The following is a 17,905-nucleotide window of genomic DNA, read 5'->3' on the forward strand; positions in this document are numbered from 1 at the left end:
AGAGCTTGACCAAGGCTGTGACGCTCTTGTTATGACACGAGGTAATGCAGAGCGGTACCCCGTGGGGGGAACGCCGGAATTCCGGCCGATTCGCCCTGTCCACATGCTGAGAACGCGCAGCACGCGCCCTCAACTGTTCAGGCGTCTCGGGTGTTTTGGTGATGACGGCGTACTTTCGCCGCAGGCTTCCCCGAGGGCGCGGGAGAGGTATCGGGTGTAGCGCGGGCCGAGGATGAAACTCTGGGTTTGTATTGCGCGCGCATTACGCAGTGTTACTTCCAGGAAAGGCAATGCGGCGTTTTTGGGCACCCTTCCGCATTCCGTGACACGCATGGTCACGGTGATCACCCGGGACGAGCCGGCCGCGGTGCGGAAGGGCGCGCGGGGTTCGGATTCGGCCGACATCCCGGCGTAGGGCTGGCTCACCCGGGTCACGGTGAGCGGGGGTCCGGGCTCGACGGCGAGCCGCACGTCGAAGGCGAGGCGGTGGGGCGCGGTGCTCCGGCCGACCAGGAAGGTCACGGTCACCGTCTGTGCGGGAAAGGGGAGTTCGGGCGGGGGAGCCGGGCGCGGGCGGGTGATCCAGAGGGCGGCGCCGGCCGCCAGCACGGCGCAGGCGGTGGCCGGAATCAGTAGGGTGCGGCGGCGCCATGGGCGGGGTGCCGGACGTGCCTCGGCGGGCTCGCGCGCCCAGGTGCCCTCGCCGGGTTCCAGCGGGCCGATGCCGGTCATCGCCGAAATCCGGGCCGTACGAGAAATGCCCCGCCCCGTCCCATGCGCCGAAAGCTACGGCGTGGGACGGGGCGGGGCAACGGGGAGCGTCAGTCCTTGGCCGGGGCCTCGCCCGCCGGGAGGTCGCGCAGGAGACAGGTCAGACGGGCCGTGCAGACGCGGCGGTCCTGCTCGTCGGTGATGACGATCTCGTACGTCGCCGTGGAGCGGCCCCGGTGGACCGGGGTGGCGACGCCGGTGACCAGGCCGGAGCGGACGCCCCGGTGGTGGGTGCAGTTCAGGTCGACGCCGACGGCGATCTTGGAACTGCCGCCGTGCAGCATCGAGCCGACCGAGCCGAGGGTCTCGGCGAGCACCGCCGAGGCACCGCCGTGCAGCAGGCCGTAGGGCTGGGTGTTGCCCTCCACCGGCATGGTGCCGACCACCCGCTCCGGCGCAGCCTCGACGATCTGCACGCCCATCCGCGTCCCCAGGTGACCGGCGGAGAACATCGCGGGCAAGTCCACACCGAGCGCCGCGTACTCGTCGATGATTTCCTGCGGGAATTTCACCTGCTGCTGCTCACCCATGCCCGGCTCCGTTCTCGTACGCCTGTCCGGCGGCGACCCATATCACTGAGCGAACGCTCAGTCGGTCACCGATTGTTCCAGACGGCCCTCCGGGCGCGCCTCCAGCCGGATCACCACCGACTTGCTGGCCGGGGTGTTGCTGGTGTCGGCGGTGGCGTCCAGCGGCACCAGCACATTGGTCTCCGGGTAGTACGAGGCGGCGCAGCCCCGCGCGGTCGGGTAGTGCACCACCCGGAAACCGGGCGCCCGCCGCTCCACCCCGTCGCTCCACTCGCCGACCAGGTCCACGTAACTCCCGTCGCTCACCCCGAGTTCGCGGGCGTCCTCGGGGTGGACCAGCACCACGCGGCGGCCGTCGGTGATGCCCCGGTAGCGGTCGTCCAGGCCGTAGATCGTGGTGTTGTACTGGTCGTGCGAGCGCAGTGTCTGGAGCAGCAGCCGGCCCTCGGGCAGCTCCGGGTGCTCCACCGGCGCGGCGGTGAAGTTGGCCTTGCCGGTGGCGGTGGGGAAGCGGCGCTCGTCGCGCGGGGCGTGCGGCAGGGTGAAGCCGCCGGGCCGGGCGACACGGGCGTTGAAGTCCTCGAAGCCGGGGACCACCCGCGCGATGCGGTCGCGGATCGCCGCGTAGTCCCGCTCGAACTCCGCCCACGGCACCGTGCTGTCCGGCAGTACCCGCCGCGCCAGCCGGGCCACGATGGCGGGCTCGGACAGCAGGTGGGGGCTCGCGGGCGCCAGCCGGCCGCGCGAGGCGTGCACCATGCCCATGGAGTCCTCGACGGTGACGAACTGCTCGCCCCCGCCCTGGACGTCGCGCTCGGTGCGGCCCAGCGTCGGCAGGATCAGCGCGCGGGCGCCGGTGACCACGTGCGACCGGTTGAGCTTGGTCGACACGTGCACGGTCAGCCGGGCCCGCCGCATGGCCGCCTCGGTGACCTCGGTGTCGGGGGAGGCGGAGACGAAGTTGCCGCCCATGGCGAAGAACACCTTCGCCTCGCCGTCCCGCAGTGCGCGGATGGCCCGTACGACGTCGAAGCCGTGCTCGCGCGGCGGGGCGAAGCCGAACTCCCGCTCCAGCGCGTCCAGGAAGGCGGGCGCGGGGCGCTCGAAGATGCCCATCGTGCGGTCGCCCTGCACGTTGGAGTGCCCGCGCACCGGGCACACCCCGGCGCCGGGACGGCCGATGTTGCCGCGCAGCAGCAGGAAGTTGACCACCTCGCGGATGGTCGGCACCGAGTGCTTGTGCTGGGTGAGGCCCATGGCCCAGCAGACGATGGTCCGCTTCGAGGCCAGCACCATCTCCAGGGCCCGCTCGATCTCCGCGCGGGTCAGCCCGGTCGCGGCCAGTGTCTCGTCCCAGTCGGCCTTGGCCGCCGCGTCCGCGAACTCCTCGTAGCCGTGGGTGTGTTCGCGGACGAACTCCTGGTCGACCGCGCCCTCCGTCTCCAAAATCAGCTTGTTCAGCAGGCGGAAGAGGGCCTGGTCGCCGCCGATGCGGATCTGCAGGAACAGGTCGGTGAGCGCGGCGCCCTTGAGCATGCCCTGCGGGGTCTGCGGGTTCTTGAACCGCTCCAGGCCCGCCTCGGGCAGCGGATTGACGCTGATGATCCGCGCGCCGGCCGCCTTGGCCTTCTCCAGCGCGGAGAGCATGCGCGGATGGTTGGTGCCGGGATTCTGCCCGGCCACGATGATCAGGTCGGCCCGGTACAGGTCCTCCAGCAGGACGCTGCCCTTGCCGATGCCGATCGTCTCCGAGAGCGCCGAACCGGACGACTCGTGGCACATGTTGGAGCAGTCGGGCAGGTTGTTGGTGCCCAGCTCACGGGCGAAGAGCTGGTACAGGAACGCCGCTTCGTTGCTGGTGCGTCCCGAGGTGTAGAAGACGGCCTCGTCCGGCGAGCCGAGGGCCGCGATCTCCTCCGCGATGATGTCGAAGGCGCGCTCCCAGGTGACCGGCTCGTAGCGGTCGGCGCCCTCGGGCAGGTACATGGGGTGGGTGAGGCGCCCCTGCTGGCCCAGCCAGTAGCCACTGCGCCCCGCGAGGTCGGCCACCGGGTGCGCGGCGAAGAACTCCGGGGTGACCCGGCGCAGCGTGGCCTCCTCGGCCACCGCCTTGGCGCCGTTCTCGCAGAACTCCGCCATGTGCCGGTGCTCCGGCTCGGGCCAGGCGCAGCCGGGGCAGTCGAAGCCGTCCTTCTGGTTCACCCGCAGCAGGGTCAGCGCGGTGCGCCGCACCCCCATCTGCTGCTGCGCGATCTTCAGGGAATGCCCCACCGCGGGCAGCCCCGCCGCCGCGTGCTTCGGCTCCCCTGTCCGCGGCGCGTCCTGCACCGGATCACCCTTGGGCGGCTTCGTCGCCATCGCCCGCTCCCCTTCGATCGTCCTTCTCGCATCCGGGGTCCCCCGGCCCCGCCGGACAAGCATGCCCCGCGGGCGTCCGCAGCGGGAGCCCTGTGGACAGCGGGTGGAGGAGCCCTGTGGACAGTGTGCGATCTTCCGGGGAAAAGGTTCGCGGACTCGGCTGTCGGTGCGGCGTGGCAGGATCGGGGGCGTGGCAGAGACAGCATCGAAGAAGACCGACACCCCTCCCGGCGGCCGACCCCGCCTGATGCTCATGGACGGGCACTCACTGGCGTACCGCGCGTTCTTCGCGCTGCCCGCGGAGAACTTCACCACCGCGACCGGCCAGCCGACGAACGCGATCTACGGCTTCGCCTCGATGCTGGCCAACACCCTGCGTGACGAGGCGCCGACGCACTTCGCGGTCGCCTTCGACGTGTCCCGCAAGACCTGGCGCTCCGAGCGGTTCACCGAGTACAAGGCGAACCGCTCCAAGACGCCGGACGAGTTCAAGGGCCAGGTCGAGCTGATCGGCGAGCTGCTGGACGCGATGCACGCGCCCCGCTTCGCCGTGGACGGCTTCGAGGCGGACGACGTGATCGCCACCCTCGCCACCCAGGCCGAGGCCGCGGGCTTCGACGTGCTGATCGTCACCGGCGACCGGGACTCCTTCCAGCTGGTCAGCGAGCACACCACGGTGCTCTACCCGACCAAGGGCGTCTCGGAGCTGACCCGCTTCACCCCGGAGAAGGTTTTCGAGAAGTACGGGTTGACGCCCGCGCAGTACCCCGACTTCGCCGCCCTGCGCGGCGACCCGTCCGACAACCTGCCCGGCATCCCCGGCGTCGGCGAGAAGACCGCCGCGAAGTGGATCAACCAGTTCGGTTCGTTCGCGGAGCTGGTCGAGCGCGTCGAGGAGGTCAAGGGCAAGGCCGGGCAGAACCTCCGCGACCACCTGGAGTCGGTCAAGCTCAACCGTGTCCTGACCGAGCTGGAGCGCGAGGTCGAGCTGCCGAGGACGGTCGCGGACCTCGGCCGTGAGCCGTACGACCGCAAGGGCGTGGCGGCGTTCCTGGACACCCTGGAGATCCGCAACCCCTCTCTGCGCGAGCGGCTCTTCGCCGTCGACCCCGGCGCCCAGGAGGCCGAGGCCACCCCGGTCGTCGCGGACGGCATCGAGGTGGACGGCACGGTCCTGGGCACCGGCGAGCTGGCCGGCTGGCTGGCCGAGCACGCCGCCGGGCCGCTGGGCATGGCCACGGTCGACACCTGGGCGCTGGGTTCCGGCTCGGTCGCCGAGGTCGCCCTCGCCGCCGCCGGGGGAGCCGCCGCCTGGTTCGACCCCGCCGAGCTGGACGAGGCCGACGAGCGGGCGTTCGCCGACTGGCTGGCCGACGCCGCGCGGCCCAAGGTGCTGCACAACGCCAAGGGCGCCATGCGGGTGCTGGCCGAGCACGGCTGGCAGGTCGAGGGCGTGACCATGGACACCGCGCTCGCCGCCTACCTGGTCAAGCCCGGCCGCCGCTCCTTCGACCTGGACGCGCTCTCGCTGGAGTACCTGCACCGCGAGCTGGCCCCGGCCGCCGCGGCCGACGGTCAGCTCGCCTTCGGCGGGGACGACGGCGCCGAGGCCGAGGCCCTCATGATCAAGGCCCGCGCCATCCTCGACCTGGGCGAGGCGCTGGAGACCCGGCTCACCGAGGTCGGCGCCGCCGACCTGCTGCGGGACATGGAGCTGCCCACCTCCGCCCTGCTCGCCCGCATGGAGCGGCACGGCATCGCGGCCGACCGCCCGCACCTGGAGAGCATGGAGCAGACCTTCGCGGGCGCCGTGCAGCAGGCGGTGAAGGAGGCGCACGCGGCGGCGGGGCACGAGTTCAACCTCGGCTCGCCCAAGCAGCTCCAGGAGGTCCTCTTCGGCGAGCTGGCGCTGCCCAGGACGAAGAAGACCAAGACCGGGTACACCACCGACGCCGACGCCCTGGCCTGGCTCGCCGCGCAGACCGACAACGAACTGCCGGTGATCATGCTCCGCCACCGGGAGCAGGCCAAGCTGCGCGTCACCGTCGAGGGCCTGATCAAGACCATCGCCGCCGACGGCCGTATCCACACCACCTTCAACCAGACGGTGGCGGCGACCGGCCGGCTGTCCTCCACGGACCCCAACCTGCAGAACATCCCGGTCCGCACCGACGAGGGCCGCGCGATCCGCCGGGGCTTCGTGGTCGGCGAGGGCTTCGAGTCCCTGATGACGGCCGACTACAGCCAGATCGAGCTGCGCGTCATGGCCCACCTCTCCGAGGACGCCGGCCTGATCGAGGCGTTCACCTCCGGCGAGGACCTGCACACCACGGTCGCCTCCCAGGTCTTCTCGGTCGGCCGGGACGCGGTCGACGCGGAGATGCGCCGCAAGATCAAGGCCATGTCGTACGGCCTCGCCTACGGCCTGTCCGCCTTCGGCCTCTCCCAGCAGCTCAACATCGACGCCGGCGAGGCCCGCGCGCTGATGGACACCTACTTCGAGCGGTTCGGCGGGGTACGGGACTATCTGCGCCGCGCGGTCGACGAGGCGCGGGCGACCGGCTACACGGCGACCCTCTTCGGCCGCCGCCGCTACCTGCCCGACCTCAACAGCGACAACCGCCAGCGCCGCGAGGCCGCCGAGCGGATGGCGCTGAACGCCCCGATCCAGGGCACCGCCGCCGACATCGTCAAGATCGCGATGCTCAACGTGGACCGGGCGCTGCGCGAGGCGCGGCTGAAGTCCCGGATGCTGCTCCAGGTTCACGACGAGATCGTGCTGGAGATCGCCCCCGGCGAGCGCGCGGCCGCCGAGGAGATCGTCCGCCGCGAGATGGCCGACGCCGTCAGCCTGCGAGCCCCGCTGGACGTCTCGGTCGGCGTCGGCCCGGACTGGGAGTCCGCGGCGCACTGAGCCACCTGAGACCCCGCGGAGAGCCGCCCTCCCCGCGGGGTCTCACTCACGTGGCCCCCGCCAGGACGCAGGCCCCGCCCGCCACCCGCGAGACTGCGGGCATGGGTATACGCATGCTTCACCGCCTGAGGCCCGCCCCGCGGCACGGCAGCACGGAGCGTACGGACACCGGACCGGCGCCCGAGGCGTCCAGGACGGCCGTGCCCGTCGTGGCGGCCGACGCCAGCGCCGCCCGCCACCCCGGGTACCCGCTGACCCGCGTCCGCCGGGCGGGCGCGGCCACCCGCCGGGCCCTGGCCGCCGGGACCCGCCGTCTTCCCGACCGGCACGCCTGCGCCGACCTCGCGCGCGGCTACCTCGCGCTGCTGCTGACCCACCTGCCGAAGGCACGCCCCCGGCACACGCTCACCGTGTTCGTGGCCTCCCTCACCGACCGCCCCGCCCCTGCGGCCCCGCGCCGGCCGTCGCGCCCCGCGACACCGGGTCCCCGATCGGAACGGAAGCGGGCGTAGCAGCACGGGGCCGCCACACCCGTACCGCTCCCGCGTACAGCACGACCCCGAGCAACAGGCCCGCGCCCGCGCCGAAGCAGACCGCGGGCACCAGTTCCCAGGGCCGGGCGACCGCGCCCCAGTAGGCCCACCAGCGCGCCGCCCGCACCACCGCCGCGCCCAGCGCGCAGCCGACCAGCAGGGGCAGCGCCCAGCACCGGTCCCGTACGGAGAGCAGAGGCACGCCCACCGGCTCCCCGGCCGGTGCCGACCGGAGTGCCCGCACCAGGAAGGCGGCGATCCCGGCGGCGGCCAGGGCCGAGGTGCCGTACTGGAGCCACTGGAAGAGGGGAATTCCGGCCATGACGCGGGTGAGGACCGGGACCAGGCCGGTGCCCCAGCGGTCGTGGTGGGTGAAGGCGTCCCACACCACGTGCGTGAGCCCGCCGAGCGCGGCCGAGACGTACCACCACAGCACCGCCCCGGCCCGGACCCGCGCGCGGGGTGCCCCGCAGCGCAGCAGGGCGGCGGGCCTCGGCTGCCAGGCCCCGGGGAGCAGCGCCACCAGCGGCTCGCGCACCAGCAGCCAGAGCGCCACCAGCGCCCAGGAGATCAGCACGTCCACGGTGAGCACACCGGTGAAGGAGTGCGTGAACGTCCCGAACTCCATCGCCTCCGGGCGGACGCCGGCCGCGTAATAGGTCAGGTCCGGCGCGAAGGAGCCCGCGACGAGCACCGCGGGGACCAGCGGCCCGCGCCCGGTCCCGTCCCGGCGGACGGCGGGCAGTACGGCCGCGGCATGGCTGAGGGTGAAGGGCAACGGGACCTCCCGGAACGCCCGGCACGGGCGGCGCCGGTGATCGCGCGCCCAGTATGCGTGATCCGCCCTCACCGGCCCTACGGGCGACGGGAGTCGGCCAAGTCCGCAAAACGCGGGCGCCACGGGTGCCTCGAGGCAGGGGAGTTGACGTAGGGTCGGCCGGGGCGCATCTGTCGTGCACACGGTCAGGTGACCCACCCCACAGACCACAGGACGGCACACCGGGCAACCGTGGCACCGGCTCGGCCGTCACACCTTCAGTCGGGACAGGCGCAGACGGACGCCGAGAGCGTCCACGGGAGGGGTTCACTCTATGGCGGCGCACAAGGGCAGGCGGCTGCGCAAGGGAGCGGCGACGACCGCGGCGGCCGCCTTGGCGGTGGCGGCACTCTCCGCGTCCCAGGCACCGGGCGCGACCGGCGCCCCCGAACCCCTCCAGACCAGCGCGGGCCACAGCACCCCCGTGCCGGAGGTCTCGGCGGACGGCAACGCCACCGGCAACTCTCCGTACTACACGGACCTTCCGCCGCTCAACAGCCCCCTCCCGAGCCCGTCCTCGACGATCGGCACGCCCGTCTCGCGGGGCGAGGGCGAGGCGGGCATCCCCGCGACCGTCCTGGACGCCTACCAGAAGGCCGAGGCCGAACTCCGCGCCGCCAAGCCCGGCTGCAACCTGCCCTGGCAACTCCTCGCCGCCATCGGCAAGGTGGAGTCCGGCCAGGCCAGAGGCGGCCGCGTGAGGGCCGACGGCACCACGATCAGCCCGATCATCGGCCCCCAGCTCGACGGCAACGGCTTCGCCCTCATCAAGGACACCGACCACGGTGCCTACGACGGCAACAGCTCCTACGACCAGGCCATCGGCCCGATGCAGTTCATCCCCTCCACCTGGGCGTGGGCGGGCCGCGACGGCAACGGCGACGGCAAGGCCGACCCGAACAACGTCTACGACGCCGCCCTCGCCGCGGGCCACTACCTGTGCCGCAATGGCTGGGACCTCTCCACGGAACGCGACCTGCACCGCGCGATCCTCAGCTACAACAACTCCACCGACTACCTCGACCTCGTGCTGAGCTGGGTGGACTACTACCGCAAGGGCACCCACTCGGTCCCGGACGGCTCCGGCGGCGTACCCCGCCATCGCAGCGACGACGGCCTGCCGCGCACGAGCATGCCCGCCGCTCCGGGCGCGGCCGAGCCGAAGCCCTCGAAGCCGGCCAAGCCCGCCAAGCCCGCCAAGCCCGCCAAACCGGCCAACCCGTCCAAGGGCAGCCCCAGTCCGGCCCCCGGCACGCCCGGCAGTCCCTCGCCCGAGCCGACCCCGCCGGCCGGGACGCCCACCCCGTCCGACACGGTGGACCACCTCGTCTCCCCCGACCTGGACGGCACCGAGCTGACCGCCACGGCCGGGGACGCCTTCGAACGGCGGATCGGCGCCCGCGCGGTGACCAAGGACGGCAAGTCCGTGGCCAAGGTCCGGGTGCGGTTCACCATCAGCGGCGACACCGACGCCACCTTCACCGGCGGCGAGCGGGTGGCCACCATCGCCACCGATGCCAAGGGCGTCGCGCTCGCCCCGCAGCTCCTCGCGGGGGAGAAGACCGGCACCTTCAAGGTCACCGGCGTGGTCGTCGGGCACGCGGCCAAGGGCGTCGGCTACACGGCCACCGTCACCCCGCGCCCCGCCGACAAGCTGGTCCGCACCTCCGACACCGCACTGACCTGCGCTCCGGGCGGCGAGTTCGCCGGTCAGGTCCAGGTGAAGGCGACGTACAAGGGCGCTCCGGCGGCCAAGGTCGGCGCCACCGCCACGCTGATCAAGTCCGCGGCCAACCCCACCGCGAACATCGTCGGGCCCTACTTCAAGGACGCGGACGGCCAGCCCGTGCGCACCCTCACCGGGCTCACCACCGACGCGAACGGTGTCGTCACGCTGCCCAAGCTGTACGCGGACCTCTTCAGCGGCACCTACCTGCTCCGCGTCACCACGCCGGGCGGCGGGAGCGTCACCGTCGAGCTGAAGGTCGCCGCCACGGCGAGCGCCTCCGCGAGCCCGTCGCCGAGCCCGTCGGCCAGTTCCTGAGGTCCTTCATCGCCTGAGCCGGGCCGTCGTGTGACGGGTCGGCTCGGCGGTGGCGGGGTCCTCGGGCCAGGGATGCTTCGGGTAGCGCCCGCGCAGCTCGGCCCGGACCGCCCGGTAGCCGTCCCGCCAGAACGAGGCGAGGTCCGCCGTCACGGCGGCGGGCCGCCCGGCGGGCGACAGCAGATGCACCAGCAGCGGCACCCCGGCCACCTCCGGGGTCTCGCGCAGCCCGAACATCTCCTGCAACTTCACGGCCAGCACTGGCCGTTCGGGGTCCGCGTAGTCCACCCGCACCCGTGACCCGCTCGGTACGGCGATCCGCTCCGGCGCCAGCTCGTCCAGCCGGACCGCCTCCCCGCCCGCCCAAGGCAACAGCCGCGTCAGCGCCTGTCCCGCGTCGATCCGCCCCAGGTCCGCCCGGCGCCGGGCCCGCCCCAACTCCGGCTCCAGCCAGGCGTCCACGCGAGCCAGCAGCGCCTCCTGCGACACGTCGGGCCACGGCTCCCCGAGCCGCGCGCGCAGGAACGCCAGCCGTTGGCGGAGGAGTCGGGCATGCTCGGTCCACCGCAGCAGCCCCAGCCCTTCCCGCTCCAGTCCGTCGACCAGGGCGGCCCGCACCAACTCGGGGTCCGGCCGGGTGAGGGCCCGCACGGCCAGCTCGACGGCCCCCAGCCGCTCGACCCGCCGCGCCACGACCTCCCCGTCGACCCAGCGCACCTCCTCCCGCTCCTCCGGCAGCGGAGCGGCGGCCGCCCGGGCCACGTCCTCCCGCACAGCAGCCCCGAGCCGCACCCGGCCGTGCGCCTTCCCCACGGCCCGGTCCGCCACAGCCACCACGATCCACGGCGCCCCCCGCAACGCCGACCCCTCGTCCAGCTCGACCCGACTCCCGGACACCATCAGATACGACCCGCCGTCCAGCCGGGCGATCCGCTCGGGGAAGGCCAGAGCGGCTGCCTGAGCGACGACGGCCTCGTCGCCGCGGGGCTCACGGGCGGGACCGGGCGCGCCCGTGCCGTCCGCCCCCACCGCCCCGCGCAGCCGCCGTACCTCCGCCGCCCACCTCGCGGCATACGCGTCGCCACCCCGGCGGGCCCGGCGCAGGGCACCCGCCAGGTCGTCGCCGTACTCGCGGGGCACCTCCTCCGAGAGGAGGGCGACCGTTTCGGCGGCGGGGGCGGGGGAGTCGAGGAGGGCCCGGCCGAGGCGGGGGTGGAGGCCGAGGCGGGAGAGGCGGGTGCCCCGGGGGGTGGCCCGGCCGAGCGGATCGACGGCCCCGACCGCGGTCAGGACGTCCCTGGCCGCTGCCATCGCGCCGGCCGGCGGCGGGTCCAGGAGGGCGAGGCCCGTGGCGTCGGGGTCGCCCCAGCAGGACGCCTGGAGGGCGAAGGCGGTCAAGTCGGCGACCTTGATCTCCGGGGCCGGGAAGGCGGGGAGACGGGTGTCCTCGGCGCGGTCCCAGCAGCGGTAGACCACGCCGGGTGCCTCGCGCCCGGCCCGCCCCGCGCGCTGGGCGCCCGCCGCGCGGGAGGCCCGTACCGTCGTCAGGCCGCTCAGGCCGCGCGCGTGGTCCACCCGGGGCTCCCGCGCGAGCCCGGAGTCGACGACGACCCGGACGCCCGGCACGGTGAGGGAGGACTCGGCCACGGAGGTCGCCAGGACCACCCGGCGCCGTTCGCCGGGGGAGAGCACCGCGTCCTGCACGGCGGCGGGGGCGCGGCCGTGCACCTGGAGCACGTCGACATCGGGAAGCCGGCCCAGCTGCCCGGCCACGCGGGCGATCTCGCCGACCCCGGGCAGGAAGCACAGCACGTCACCGGTCCGCTCGGCGAGAGCCCGCCGTACGACCGAGGTCACGTGCGCGAGGAGGGCGGGGTCCACCCGCATGCCGTGCGGCGGCCGTACCGGACGCGCGGGCGGCGCCCAGATCACCTCCACGGGGTACGAGACCCCGGCCGCCTCCACCACCGGCGCGCCGCCGAGCAGCCGGGCCCAGCCCCGGGCGTCGGTGGTCGCGGAGGCGGCCACCAGGCGGAGGTCGGGCCGGAGGGTCCCCCGTACGTCCCAGAGGAAGGCGGCGGCCGTGTCGGCGTCGAGATGCCGCTCGTGGCACTCGTCGAGCACCACCACGTCGACACCGGTCAGCTCCTGGTCCCGCTGCAGCCGCTGGAGGAGGACACCGGTGGTCACGACCTCGACGCGGGTATGGCGTCCCACCACACGTTCGCCGCGAACGGTGTGGCCGACGCTCACCCCCGGCTTCTCGCCCAGCAGCCACGCCATCCGCCGCGCGGCGGCCCGCGCCGCGATCCGGCGGGGCTCGGCCACCACTACCCGCCGCGCCGGACCCCCGCCGACCAGTCCGGCCAGCACCAGCGGCACGAGCGTCGTCTTGCCGGTACCGGGCGGCGCCACCAGCACGGCGGTGCCCTCCTCGTCCAGCGCGGCGGTCAGGTCGGGCAGGGCGGAGCGCACGGGCAGCGCGGCGAGGGCGTCGTCACGGATCACGCCCCCAGTGTCGTACGCCGGGCGGTCAGTCCCGTTCGCAGACGAAGATCGCGGTACCGGGGATCAGATTGCCGCGCAGCGGGGACCAGCCGCCCCACTCGGAGGTGTTCCAGGCCGGCCACTCCGGCTCCACCAGGTCCACCAGCCGGAACCCGGAGGACACGACGTCCCGCACCCGGTCACCGATCGTGCGGTGGTGCTCCACGTAGACGGCGCGCCCGTCGTCGTCCTGCTCCACGTAGGGAGTGCGGTCGAAGTAGGACGACGCCACCGACAGCCCCTCCGGACCCGGCTCGTCCGGGAACGCCCAGCGGATCGGATGCGTCACCGAGAACACCAGCCGGCCGCCCGGCCGCAGGACCCGCCGCACCTCGCGCAGCACCAGCCGGGGATCGGCCACGAACGGCAGCGCCCCGTACGCCGAGCACGCCAGGTCGAAGGAGGCGTCCGCGAAGGGCAGCGCGCCCGCGTCCGCGCACACCAGCGGGAACCCCGAGCCGATGCGCAGCGCGTGCTGGAGCTGCCGGTGGGAGAGGTCGAGCGCGACCGGCCGGGCCCCCTGCGCGGCCAGCCAGCGCGCGCACTGCGCCGCGCCCGCGCCGATCTCCAGCACGTCCCGGCCCTTCAGATCCTCCGCCGGGCCCAGCAGCTCGGCCTCCACCTCGTCCAGCCCCTCCGGGCACCAGACGAAGCGGTCGTCACCGAGGAAGGTGCCGTGCTCGACCTGGTACTCGTCGGCGTTCCGGTCCCACCAGCCGCGGTTGGCCCTGCTGCTCTCCGCGACCCCCGCGTCACGGCGGGTGGCTTCCGGCTCGGACCCCTCCGGGTCGTGCCCCACAGGCTCTTGGATGATCGGCTCCCTCGTCGTACTCTTCCGTCCAACCGGCCCGCCGGACGCGTGTCACGGAAGGGATCGCGCGGTCACGCGCGCCCAGTTGGGCGATTGTTCCGCCGGGTATGCGGCGATCCGTCCGCGGTGTGCGCCTTCGCGCATTGACCCTGCCCGGCTGCCCCCGTATGCTACAAGTTGCGCTGCGGGCCTGCGCACCTCAGACGTAGCAGGTCGCGCTCGCATCTGTATGTATCCCTCGGTTGTCGAGGCGCCACCGGGCACCCGGTGCTCTTGTGGCGCTTCCTTGGCTGTCCGGCTTCTGCAGAGCGAAACGGGCTCCCGGCGTAAGCAGTACCTACGACTTCAATGTCCGTACCGGAGCCCTTTCCCACATGACGAGCAGCACCGAGACCACCGCCACCACCCCGCAGGTTGCGGTCAACGACATCGGTAACGAGGAAGCCTTCCTCGCCGCGATCGACGAGACGATCAAGTACTTCAACGACGGCGACATCGTCGACGGCGTCATCGTGAAGGTCGACCGGGACGAGGTCCTGCTCGACATCGGTTACAAGACCGAAGGTGTCATCCCGAGCCGCGAGCTCTCGATCAAGCACGACGTCGACCCGAACGAGGTCGTCAAGGTCGGCGACGAGATCGAGGCCCTGGTTCTCCAGAAGGAGGACAAGGAAGGCCGCCTGATCCTCTCGAAGAAGCGTGCCCAGTACGAGCGCGCCTGGGGCACCATCGAGAAGATCAAGGAAGAGGACGGCATCGTCACCGGTACCGTCATCGAGGTCGTCAAGGGTGGTCTCATCCTCGACATCGGCCTCCGCGGCTTCCTCCCGGCCTCCCTGGTCGAGATGCGCCGCGTCCGCGACCTCCAGCCCTACGTGGGCAAGGAGCTCGAGGCGAAGATCATCGAGCTGGACAAGAACCGCAACAACGTGGTCCTGTCCCGCCGTGCCTGGCTCGAGCAGACCCAGTCCGAGGTCCGCCAGACGTTCCTCACGACCCTCCAGAAGGGTCAGGTCCGCTCCGGCGTCGTGTCCTCCATCGTCAACTTCGGTGCCTTCGTGGACCTGGGTGGCGTCGACGGCCTGGTGCACGTCTCCGAGCTGTCCTGGAAGCACATCGACCACCCGTCCGAGGTTGTCGAGGTCGGCCAGGAAGTCACCGTCGAGGTCCTCGACGTGGACATGGACCGCGAGCGCGTCTCCCTGTCGCTGAAGGCGACCCAGGAAGACCCGTGGCAGCAGTTCGCCCGCACCCACCAGATCGGCCAGGTCGTGCCCGGCAAGGTCACGAAGCTGGTTCCGTTCGGTGCGTTCGTCCGCGTGGACGAGGGCATCGAGGGTCTGGTGCACATCTCCGAGCTGGCCGAGCGCCACGTGGAGATCCCGGAGCAGGTCGTCCAGGTCAACGACGAGATCTTCGTCAAGGTCATCGACATCGACCTCGAGCGTCGCCGCATCAGCCTCTCGCTGAAGCAGGCCAACGAGGCCTTCGGTGCCGACCCGGCGTCGGTCGAGTTCGACCCGACCCTGTACGGCATGGCCGCGTCCTACGACGACCAGGGCAACTACATCTACCCCGAGGGCTTCGACCCCGAGACCAACGACTGGCTCGAGGGCTACGAGACCCAGCGCGAGGCGTGGGAGGGCCAGTACGCCGAGGCGCAGCAGCGCTTCGAGCAGCACCAGGCCCAGGTCATCAAGTCCCGCGAGGCGGACGAGAAGGCCGCTGCCGAGGGTGGCGACGCCGCGGGTGCCGCTCCGGCCGCGTCCGGTGGCGGTTCCTACTCCTCCGAGGGTGCGGACACCTCCGGTGCCCTTGCTTCGGACGAGGCGCTTGCCGCGCTGCGTGAGAAGCTGGCGGGCGGCCAGAGCTGAACGCTGCCGCTGAGGTTTAGCCGCCTAGGCTGACTTGAGGGACCCGTACCTTTCGAGGTGCGGGTCCCTTCGGTGTTTTTGGTCCGTGGTCAGGTGCGGGCCGTGGGGGTGTTCGCGCAGTTCCCCGCGCCCCTTCAGGGAATTGCAGCTGGACCCTGTTAGGTGATCTTGGGAATGCTCTGTTGCTTCTCGGTGTTGGCTCATTCGGACACAAGGAGGGGCGGTCATCGTGGTTGATCCGCAGGGTTTGTTCGCTTGGGAGCCGAAGGGGCTTGCCGTGGTGGACATGGCGTTGGCTCAGGAGTCGGCCGGGCTGGTCATGCTCTACCACTTCGACGGATACATCGACGCGGGGGAGACGGGCGACCAGATCGTCGAGCGTGTCCTCGACACGCTGCCGCACCAGGTCGTGGCCCGTTTCGACCACGACCGGCTGGTGGACTACCGGGCCCGCCGTCCGCTGCTGACCTTCCAGCGGGACGGCTGGACCGCCTACGAGGTGCCGGCCATCGAGGTCCGCCTGGTGCAGGACGCCACCGGCGCGCCGTTCCTGGTGCTGTCCGGGCCCGAGCCCGACGTGGAGTGGGAGCGGTTCGCGCTCGCCGTGCAGCAGATCGTGGAGCGGCTGGGTGTCCGGCTGTCCGTCAACTTCCACGGCATCCCGATGGGCGTGCCGCACACCCGTCCCGTGGGCCTCACCCCGCACGGCAACCGCACCGACCTCGTCCCCGGACACCGCAGCCCCTTCGAGGAGGCCCAGGTGCCGGGCAGTGCCGCCGCGCTGCTGGAGTACCGGCTCGGCGAGGCCGGGCACGACGTCCTCGGTGTCGCCGCGCACGTCCCGCACTACCTCGCCCGCTCCGCCTACCCGGACGCCGCGCTGACCGTGCTGGAGGCGATCACCGCCGCCACCGGTCTCGTCCTGCCCGGCGTCGCGCACGGCCTGCGCACCGAGGCCCACCGCACCCAGACCGAGATCGACCGCCAGATCCGCGAGGGCGACGAGGAACTGACCTCGCTCATCCAGGGCCTTGAGCACCAGTACGACGCCGCCGCCGGTGCCGAGACCCGCGGCAACATGCTCGCCGAGCCCGTCGACATCCCCTCCGCCGACGAGATCGGCCGCGAGTTCGAGCGGTTCCTCGCGGAGCGGGAGGGGGAGGCGTAAGCCTCCCGGCAGCAGGGTCTAGGCTGCGCGGCATGTTGAAAGTGGGGCTGACCGGCGGCATCGGAGCCGGCAAGAGCGAGGTGTCGCGGCTGCTGGTGGAGCACGGGGCCGTGCTGATCGACGCGGACCGGATCGCGCGGGAGGTCGTGGCGCCGGGGACACCGGGGCTGGCGGCCGTGGTGGAGGCGTTCGGGCCGCAGATCCTCGCCGAGGACGGCTCGCTGGACCGGCCCCGGCTCGGGTCCATCGTCTTCGCCGACCCCGAGAAACTGGCCGTCCTCAACTCGATCGTGCACCCCCTGGTGGGCGAGCGGTCCCGCGAGCTGGAGAGCGCCGCGAGCGCCGACGCCGTCGTCCTGCACGACGTACCGCTCCTCACCGAGAACGGGCTGGCGCCGCTGTACGACCTCGTCGTCGTCGTGGACGCGAGCCCCGAGACCCAGCTCGACCGGCTGGTCCGGCTGCGCGGGACGACCGAGGAGGACGCTCGCGCCCGCATGGCCGCCCAGGCCAGCCGCGAGCAGCGCCGGGAGATCGCCGACATCGTGATCGACAACGACGTGCCGCTGGACGCGCTGGAGAAGCGGGTCGCGGAGGTCTGGGCCGAGCTGGACCGGCGCGCGGCCGCGCGGAGCGGTGGCGCGGAATAGCCCTTCGGCTCCGAGGCGTTGGAACGGCGGAGTGAGGGAAGGACTTCGCCGTGCCCGAGAGCAATGGTTCCGCCGGACGTACACCGGAGACGGATGTCATCGACTTCCGCGCCGCCGAGCATCTGCTCGACGCGCGGGACCCCAGGGGCGCGGTGAAACTGCTCGACGAAGTGATCGCCGCTCACCCCGAGAACACCGCCGCCCGGCTGCTGCGGGCGCGCGCCTTCTTCGCCGCCGCGCAATTGCGGCCCGCCGAACTCGAGTTCACGGTGGTGCTGGAGCGCGAGCCGGACAACGCCTTCGCCCACTTCGCGCTGGGCCGCACCTACGAGCGACAGGGCCGGCCGGGTCAGGCCCGGCGTCACTTCCGGCTGGCCGCCGCGCTGGACCCCAACCCGGACTATCTGCGCGCGGCCCGCTTCGACTCCTGAAAGCCCCCGTCTCTCAGGGGTGGTGGTGCCGGGGCGCGGGCAGGCGCGGGAATCCTCGCCGCCGTCTGGGCCGTACCGCCGGCTCGTCGTGCGCGGGCTGGTACGGGGGCACGTCGCGGCCGGGCTGGTAGTGCGGTCCCTGGCGCAGATGACGGAGGACCAGGGCCAGGTCGACCGTGACCACCAGCCACAGCACGGCACACGCGACCGCCCAGCCGGTCCGTCCGGTGAGTGCGAAGGCCACGGTGCCGAAGGCGGTCCAGGCGAACCCCCACACGCTCAGCCACAGCCGCGCCCGCAGCGCACTGCGCGCGGTCGTCGGTTCACTGCCGGTACGCATCCGATCACCACCTCTCCGGCAACCTCTCTCGCAACGTACTCCGGTTCCGGGGACGGTGTGAATTGACTCGAACGAGTGGTTCGGGGCGGGACGGGAACGGCTGAGCGAAGATCGTCC

At 72.6% G+C, this 17,905-nt stretch carries 14 protein-coding genes; 7 read left to right on the plus strand and 7 right to left on the minus strand.

Features of this window, described 5'->3' with window-relative positions; genetic code table 11:
• Window positions 1-129: 129 nt before the first annotated feature.
• The 3 genes from E5082_RS07785 to E5082_RS07795 all read right to left on the minus strand — a co-directional run bounded on the left by E5082_RS07785 (window position 130) and on the right by E5082_RS07795 (window position 3,659).
• Entirely contained in the window at window positions 130-732 is a 603-nt protein-coding gene (locus E5082_RS07785; RefSeq protein WP_135790521.1) for a Tat pathway signal sequence domain protein, read from the minus strand.
• Window positions 733-821: 89 nt separating this feature from the next.
• Window positions 822-1,301, minus strand: a complete 480-nt coding sequence (locus E5082_RS07790; protein ID WP_135790522.1) for a PaaI family thioesterase — start codon at window positions 1,299-1,301, stop codon at window positions 822-824.
• 57 nt (window positions 1,302-1,358) lie between these two features.
• A complete protein-coding gene (locus E5082_RS07795) occupies window positions 1,359-3,659 on the minus strand; it encodes an FdhF/YdeP family oxidoreductase (RefSeq protein WP_135790523.1) in 2,301 nt (766 codons plus the stop codon).
• Between the two features lie 190 nt (window positions 3,660-3,849).
• Between E5082_RS07795 and polA the strand changes: the two genes are divergently transcribed.
• Complete coding sequence (gene polA / locus E5082_RS07800; protein WP_135790524.1) at window positions 3,850-6,573, plus strand: DNA polymerase I; 2,724 nt, start codon at window positions 3,850-3,852, stop codon at window positions 6,571-6,573.
• 101 nt (window positions 6,574-6,674) lie between these two features.
• Window positions 6,675-7,085, plus strand: a complete 411-nt coding sequence (locus tag E5082_RS07805) for a hypothetical protein (protein ID WP_135790525.1) — start codon at window positions 6,675-6,677, stop codon at window positions 7,083-7,085.
• Here E5082_RS07805 and E5082_RS07810 read toward each other — a convergent pair.
• Window positions 7,000-7,884 carry a DUF4184 family protein gene (locus tag E5082_RS07810; RefSeq protein WP_135790526.1) on the minus strand — a complete coding sequence of 295 codons (885 nt, stop codon included), beginning with the start codon at window positions 7,882-7,884 and terminating at the stop codon, window positions 7,000-7,002. The two genes, E5082_RS07805 and E5082_RS07810, sit on opposite strands and share 86 nt — an antisense overlap.
• Window positions 7,885-8,197: 313 nt before the next feature.
• Here E5082_RS07810 and E5082_RS07815 point away from each other — a divergent pair, with 313 nt between their 5' ends.
• Window positions 8,198-9,967 (plus strand): lytic transglycosylase domain-containing protein, encoded by a 1,770-nt coding sequence (locus E5082_RS07815; protein WP_135790527.1) that lies wholly within the window; start codon window positions 8,198-8,200, stop codon window positions 9,965-9,967.
• A 6-nt stretch (window positions 9,968-9,973) separates the two neighbouring features.
• On the opposite strand, the gene hrpB is transcribed toward E5082_RS07815, so the two are convergent.
• Window positions 9,974-12,475 carry an ATP-dependent helicase HrpB gene (hrpB, locus tag E5082_RS07820; RefSeq protein WP_135790528.1) on the minus strand — a complete coding sequence of 834 codons (2,502 nt, stop codon included), beginning with the start codon at window positions 12,473-12,475 and terminating at the stop codon, window positions 9,974-9,976.
• Between the two features lie 25 nt (window positions 12,476-12,500).
• Window positions 12,501-13,313: a class I SAM-dependent methyltransferase gene (locus E5082_RS07825; RefSeq protein ID WP_229918671.1), complete on the minus strand. Its 813-nt coding sequence runs from the start codon at window positions 13,311-13,313 to the stop codon at window positions 12,501-12,503.
• Between the two features lie 386 nt (window positions 13,314-13,699).
• Here E5082_RS07825 and rpsA point away from each other — a divergent pair, with 386 nt between their 5' ends.
• The 4 genes from rpsA (at window position 13,700) to E5082_RS07845 (ending at window position 17,448) form a co-directional block, all read left to right on the plus strand.
• Window positions 13,700-15,199 (plus strand): 30S ribosomal protein S1, encoded by a 1,500-nt coding sequence (gene rpsA, locus E5082_RS07830; protein WP_086695143.1) that lies wholly within the window; start codon window positions 13,700-13,702, stop codon window positions 15,197-15,199.
• Window positions 15,200-15,428: 229 nt separating this feature from the next.
• Window positions 15,429-16,367: a PAC2 family protein gene (locus E5082_RS07835; protein WP_135790530.1), complete on the plus strand. Its 939-nt coding sequence runs from the start codon at window positions 15,429-15,431 to the stop codon at window positions 16,365-16,367.
• Window positions 16,368-16,399: 32 nt separating this feature from the next.
• Window positions 16,400-17,017 carry a dephospho-CoA kinase gene (gene coaE, locus E5082_RS07840; RefSeq protein WP_135790531.1) on the plus strand — a complete coding sequence of 206 codons (618 nt, stop codon included), beginning with the start codon at window positions 16,400-16,402 and terminating at the stop codon, window positions 17,015-17,017.
• A 50-nt stretch (window positions 17,018-17,067) separates the two neighbouring features.
• The gene (locus tag E5082_RS07845; protein WP_086695140.1) at window positions 17,068-17,448 is read left to right on the plus strand and encodes a tetratricopeptide repeat protein; all 381 of its coding nucleotides are present in this window, start codon (window positions 17,068-17,070) and stop codon (window positions 17,446-17,448) included.
• A 13-nt stretch (window positions 17,449-17,461) separates the two neighbouring features.
• Here the strand turns inward: E5082_RS07845 and E5082_RS07850 are convergent, their stop codons facing one another.
• Window positions 17,462-17,788, minus strand: a complete 327-nt coding sequence (locus tag E5082_RS07850) for a DUF6343 family protein (protein WP_135790532.1) — start codon at window positions 17,786-17,788, stop codon at window positions 17,462-17,464.
• Window positions 17,789-17,905 lie beyond the last annotated feature (117 nt).

This window comes from Streptomyces griseoluteus, assembly GCF_004784465.1.
Classification (GTDB): domain Bacteria; phylum Actinomycetota; class Actinomycetes; order Streptomycetales; family Streptomycetaceae; genus Streptomyces; species Streptomyces griseoluteus.